Below are 4,741 nucleotides of genomic sequence, written 5' to 3' on the forward strand. Positions count from 1 at the left end.
GAGCAGGTACCGGCATCCACGTTACAGACGGTCCCGGCAAAAGTGCCTGACCTGACCCCTATTAGCGGTTACCAGCGCCCCACCAGACCCGGTGACATCCCCCCCCGGATCATGGACGACTGGGGGCAGTAATCATGCCGGGTCTGGCTGGCTAACACCCCATTATAAGGGGTACGAATAAAGTAACGGGGGCATCAACCGGCTGTTTTAATGCTTCGGCGTAATCGGCAGACCAGCCAACTCGCACCAGAAACACGGGCTGACCGCTGGCGCGAAATTTCGCCGCCAGCTTCCCGGCGCGATTAACTACCTCATCGGCAGTATGTGGACCACCGGCAAAAGGTAAGATGCCTTCTTGTAAATCGATCACCACCAACGCAGTGGTTTTAGCATTAAGTTCAAGCATGCTGACTCCTGAAAAAACAAAATCGTGCCTCATACCTTAATGCGATTAGCCGATGGCGGAACGACAAATTTTGTTAATGTTTATGAGTTCGGGCAACACCTTTATAGCAAACTGGCGTAGAGTCTGATTTCAGGCCCGATATAAAGTGGTAACGAGGCGTTCCAGCGCGGGCCAGGCTCTTACGGTGCGGCAGAATTTCCAGTATAATAGCCGCCTTTTTTCATTCAGTTGTGACATACAGCTAACGCTGCGACTTGGTCACCTGCGCAGCAGGGGGCATCCGCCGGCAGCTAAGTTAAGGGATATCTCATGCGTACAGAATATTGTGGACAGCTCCGTTTGTCCCACGTGGGCAGCAGGTGACTCTGTGTGGTTGGGTCAACCGTCGTCGTGATCTTGGTAGCCTGATCTTCATCGATATGCGCGACCGCGAAGGTATCGTGCAGGTATTTTTCGATCCGGATCGTGCGGACGCGTTAAAGCTGGCCTCTGAACTGCGTAATGAGTTCTGCATTCAGGTCACGGGCACCGTACGTGCGCGTGACGAAAAAAATATTAACCGCGATATGGCGACCGGCGAAATCGAAGTGCTGGCGTCCTCGCTGACTATCATCAACCGCGCAGATGTTCTGCCGCTTGACTCTAACCACGTCAACACCGAAGAAGCGCGTCTGAAATACCGCTACCTCGACCTGCGTCGTCCGGAAATGGCTCAGCGCCTGAAAACCCGCGCTAAAATCACCAGCCTGGTGCGCCGTTTTATGGATGACCACGGCTTCCTCGACATCGAAACTCCGATGCTGACCAAAGCCACGCCGGAAGGCGCGCGTGACTACCTGGTGCCTTCTCGTGTGCACAAAGGTAAATTCTACGCACTGCCGCAATCCCCACAGTTATTCAAACAGCTGCTGATGATGTCCGGTTTTGACCGTTACTATCAGATCGTTAAATGCTTCCGTGACGAAGACCTGCGCGCTGATCGTCAGCCTGAGTTTACTCAGATCGATGTGGAAACTTCTTTCATGACCGCGCCGCAAGTGCGTGAAGTGATGGAAGCGCTGGTGCGTCATTTGTGGCTGGAAGTGAAGGGCGTGGATCTGGGCGATTTCCCGGTAATGACCTTTGCGGAAGCAGAACGCCGTTATGGTTCTGATAAACCGGATCTGCGTAACCCGATGGAACTGACCGACGTTGCCGATCTGCTGAAATCTGTTGAGTTTGCAGTATTTGCGGGGCCGGCGAACGATCCGAAAGGCCGTGTTGCCGCTCTACGTGTTCCGGGTGGCGCATCGCTGACCCGTAAGCAGATCGACGAATACGGTAACTTCGTTAAAATCTACGGCGCGAAAGGTCTGGCTTACATCAAAGTTAACGAACGCGCGAAAGGTCTGGAAGGTATCAACAGCCCGGTAGCGAAGTTCCTTAATGCAGAAATCATCGAAGCCATCCTGGATCGTACTGCCGCGCAAGATGGCGATATGATTTTCTTCGGTGCCGACAACAAGAAAATTGTTGCCGACGCGATGGGCGCACTGCGCCTGAAAGTGGGTAAAGACCTTGGTCTGACCGACGAAAGCAAATGGGCACCGCTGTGGGTTATCGACTTCCCGATGTTTGAAGACGACGGTGAAGGCGGCCTGACGGCAATGCACCATCCGTTCACCTCACCGAAAGACATGACTGCTGCAGAACTGAAAGCTGCACCGGAAAATGCGGTGGCGAACGCTTACGATATGGTCATCAATGGTTACGAAGTGGGCGGTGGTTCAGTACGTATCCATAATGGTGATATGCAGCAGACGGTGTTTGGTATTCTGGGTATCAACGAAGAGGAACAGCGCGAGAAATTCGGCTTCCTGCTCGACGCCCTGAAATACGGTACTCCGCCGCACGCAGGTCTGGCATTCGGTCTTGACCGTCTGACCATGCTGCTGACTGGCACCGACAATATCCGTGACGTTATCGCCTTCCCGAAAACCACGGCGGCAGCGTGTCTGATGACTGAAGCACCGAGCTTTGCTAACCCGACTGCACTGGCTGAGCTGAGCATTCAGGTTGTGAAGAAGGCAGAGAATAACTGATATGACTCAAATACACGAAATCATTCGCGTTGCATCAAGGCGGCAATTGAGTGAACTCCCATGAGCATAGATAACTATGTGAATGGGATGAGCGAAGGCAGTCAACGAAGAGGCAGCGTGAAGGATAAAGTGTATAAGCGTCCCGTTTCGATCTTAGTGGTCATCTATGCACAAGATACGAAACGGGTGCTGATGTTGCAGCGGCGTGACGATCCCGATTTCTGGCAGTCGGTAACCGGCAGCGTGGAAGAGGGTGAAACCGCGCCGCAAGCTGCCATGCGCGAAGTAAAGGAAGAGGTCACCATTGATGTTGTCGCTGAACAACTGACCTTAATTGACTGTCAGCGCACGGTAGAGTTTGAAATTTTTTCACATTTACGTCATCGCTATGCGCCGGGCGTGACGCGTAATACGGAATCATGGTTCTGTCTTGCGCTTCCGCATGAGCGGCAGATCGTTTTCACTGAACATCTGGCTTACAAGTGGCTTGATGCGCCTGCTGCGGCGGCGCTCACTAAGTCCTGGAGCAACCGGCAGGCGATTGAACAGTTTGTAATTAACGCTGCCTGAACAGGCAGGGCTATCTGGAGATATTTTTATGGCAGGTCATAGTAAATGGGCCAACACCAGACATCGTAAAGCTGCGCAGGATGCTAAGCGCGGTAAAATCTTCACTAAAATCATTCGTGAGCTGGTAACCGCGGCTAAGCTGGGCGGTGGCGATCCGGACGCTAACCCGCGTCTGCGTGCGGCGGTGGATAAAGCACTGTCTAACAACATGACCCGTGACACACTGAACCGCGCAATTGCACGTGGTGTGGGCGGTGATGATGATGCAAACATGGAAACCATCATCTACGAAGGTTACGGTCCTGGCGGCACGGCAATCATGATTGAATGTCTGTCTGACAACCGCAACCGTACCGTTGCTGAAGTGCGTCATGCATTCAGCAAATGTGGCGGTAACCTCGGTACAGATGGTTCCGTAGCCTATCTGTTCAGCAAAAAAGGCGTGATCTCCTTCGAGAAAGGCGATGAAGACACCATCATGGAAGCAGCTCTGGAAGCAGGTGCTGAAGACGTTGTGACCTATGATGACGGCGCGATTGATGTCTACACTGCATGGGAAGAAATGGGTAAAGTGCGCGACGCTCTGGAAGCGGCAGGTCTGAAAGCAGACAGCGCGGAAGTTTCCATGATCCCGTCCACCAAAGCTGATATGGATGCAGAAACCGCACCGAAACTGATGCGTCTGATCGATATGCTGGAAGATTGCGACGACGTGCAGGAAGTTTACCATAACGGTGAAATCTCTGATGAGATTGCAGCGACTCTCTGATGAGGCCTGCTAAACAGCAAAACGGAGACGCGTGATGGCTATTATTCTCGGCATTGACCCGGGTTCGCGCGTGACCGGCTATGGCGTCATCCGCCAGGTAGGCAGGCAACTGTCCTACCTGGGTAGCGGATGCATACGCACCAAGGTGGATGATTTACCGTCTCGTCTGAAGCTCATCTATGCGGGTGTGACGGAAATCATCACCCAGTTCCAGCCAGATTATTTCGCCATTGAACAAGTCTTTATGGCCAAAAATGCCGACTCGGCTCTGAAACTGGGGCAGGCGCGCGGCGTGGCGATTGTGGCGGCGGTGAATCAGGAATTGCCGGTATTTGAATATGCGGCACGTCAGGTAAAGCAAACGGTGGTAGGTATTGGTAGTGCCGAAAAAAGTCAGGTGCAGCATATGGTCCGCACCTTGCTGAAACTGCCCGCTAATCCACAGGCGGATGCCGCCGATGCGTTAGCTATCGCGATTACCCATTGTCACGTCAGCCAGAATGCAATGCAGATGAGCGAATCGCGGCTGAACCTGGCGAGAGGGCGACTGCGTTAAGTTATACCGCCTCGGTCAGTTCAGGCTGAGGCGTTTCAACTCCCTCCGCGTGAATCAACACCAAACCCGGATGATGCCACAAACTGGCTGGCGTGACGGTTTTACGCTCCCACGGAATAGAACCTAAGAACCAGAATTTCGGTAATGACTCCAACTTACTGATAGTGTTTTATGTTCAGATAATGCCCGATGACCTTGTCATGCAGCTCCACCGATTTTGAGAACGACAGTGACTTCCGTCCCAGCCTTGCCAGATGTTGGTAAGCGTAAACTGACCGCCGTATGTAGCCATTAAGCCTGTATTGGTAACGTAGGTGCCCACCTTTTCAACTAGTGGACACCTGTTATGGAACAGAAAG

General features: G+C 52.8%; 4 protein-coding genes and 3 pseudogenes. 4 read left to right on the forward strand and 3 right to left on the reverse strand.

Annotated features, from left to right (window positions below):
- Positions 1–187: 187 nt before the first annotated feature.
- Positions 188–406 (reverse strand): annotated as a pseudogene (locus BFF42_RS11215) (isochorismatase family protein); the annotation flags it as partial.
- Positions 407–715: 309 nt separating this feature from the next.
- On the opposite strand from BFF42_RS11215, the pseudogene aspS reads away from it, so the two are divergent.
- The 4 genes and pseudogenes from aspS (at position 716) to ruvC (ending at position 4,382) form a co-directional block, all read left to right on the forward strand.
- A pseudogene (gene aspS / locus BFF42_RS11220) lies at positions 716–2,487 on the forward strand (aspartate--tRNA ligase).
- 117 nt (positions 2,488–2,604) lie between these two features.
- Positions 2,605–3,057, forward strand: a complete 453-nt coding sequence (gene nudB / locus BFF42_RS11225) for a dihydroneopterin triphosphate diphosphatase (RefSeq protein WP_001300367.1) — start codon at positions 2,605–2,607, stop codon at positions 3,055–3,057.
- Positions 3,058–3,085: 28 nt separating this feature from the next.
- Positions 3,086–3,826: a YebC/PmpR family DNA-binding transcriptional regulator gene (locus BFF42_RS11230; protein ID WP_000907247.1), complete on the forward strand. Its 741-nt coding sequence runs from the start codon at positions 3,086–3,088 to the stop codon at positions 3,824–3,826.
- Between the two features lie 34 nt (positions 3,827–3,860).
- Positions 3,861–4,382, forward strand: a complete 522-nt coding sequence (gene ruvC, locus BFF42_RS11235) for a crossover junction endodeoxyribonuclease RuvC (protein ID WP_001295503.1) — start codon at positions 3,861–3,863, stop codon at positions 4,380–4,382.
- Position 4,383: 1 nt separating this feature from the next.
- Here ruvC and BFF42_RS27690 read toward each other — a convergent pair.
- Both BFF42_RS27690 and BFF42_RS11240 read right to left on the reverse strand, forming a co-directional pair.
- A pseudogene (locus BFF42_RS27690) lies at positions 4,384–4,521 on the reverse strand (YebB family permuted papain-like enzyme); the annotation flags it as partial.
- Positions 4,522–4,537: 16 nt separating this feature from the next.
- Positions 4,538–4,666, reverse strand: a complete 129-nt coding sequence (locus BFF42_RS11240) for an IS1 family transposase (RefSeq protein ID WP_065404067.1) — start codon at positions 4,664–4,666, stop codon at positions 4,538–4,540.
- Between the last annotated feature and the right edge of the window lie 75 nt (positions 4,667–4,741).

This window comes from Shigella sp. FC1661, from assembly GCF_001712525.1.
In the GTDB taxonomy this organism is placed as follows: domain Bacteria; phylum Pseudomonadota; class Gammaproteobacteria; order Enterobacterales; family Enterobacteriaceae; genus Escherichia; species Escherichia coli.

Excerpts from the sequence above, each read along its gene's own strand:
- ruvC (WP_001295503.1), top strand. The coding sequence starts at position 3,861 with ATGGCTATTATTCTCGGCATTGACCCGGGTTCGCGCGTGACCGGCTAT.
- BFF42_RS11230 (WP_000907247.1), top strand. The coding sequence starts at position 3,086 with ATGGCAGGTCATAGTAAATGGGCCAACACCAGACATCGTAAAGCTGCG.